Below are 564 nucleotides of genomic sequence, written 5' to 3'. Positions count from 1 at the left end.
CGGATCTATTAAACCACTACATATCTTGATTCACTCCACTAAGCGCAGCAAGCTGCTCTAAATCAGGCACACCTGTTAGATCGCCTTTTTGCACACGAATGAACCAAACGGTGTCGTGCTTGTCGTCTAAAAATATCTTAAACCCACATTTTTCATAGAAACGATGCACTCTGTGGTCGTCAAAAGCGGTATGCCCAAAGACAAAATCAATGTCCCTGTCTGACGCATACTCGAACGCATGGTTAATCAAAATTGAGCCAAACCCTTTTCCCCTGAAATTCTCAGGTTCCTCGTGTATCCAGAGGTCGCATATTTCAAGCCTGCCATCATTTGCATGCATTTGCAGATAGCCAATATACTGACGTGGGCCACGGCGGGATCGCACTTTGTAAAAAGGCTTTAACACCTGCCTCTTTTCTGATCTAATAACGTCCTCATTGTCACTATCTACTTGTTAATTATGTCGTTATTTAGCCACCTTGAACTTGTTGAAGATCAGCGTTCTTCTATCAATCAACATCATGAGCTTACTGATGTTTTGTTTCTTATCATCTCGGCGGTTAT

The 564-nt window shown here is 42.4% G+C and carries 1 protein-coding gene; it reads right to left on the bottom strand.

What is annotated here, in order from left to right:
• Nucleotides 1-16: 16 nt before the first annotated feature.
• Nucleotides 17-406 carry a GNAT family N-acetyltransferase gene (locus tag CWB99_RS23590; RefSeq protein WP_171045448.1) on the bottom strand — a complete coding sequence of 130 codons (390 nt, stop codon included), beginning with the start codon at nucleotides 404-406 and terminating at the stop codon, nucleotides 17-19.
• Nucleotides 407-564 lie beyond the last annotated feature (158 nt).

Source organism: Pseudoalteromonas rubra (genome assembly GCF_005887095.1).
GTDB lineage: Bacteria > Pseudomonadota > Gammaproteobacteria > Enterobacterales > Alteromonadaceae > Pseudoalteromonas > Pseudoalteromonas rubra_E.
This window is presented reverse-complemented; position numbering and strand designations above follow the sequence as displayed.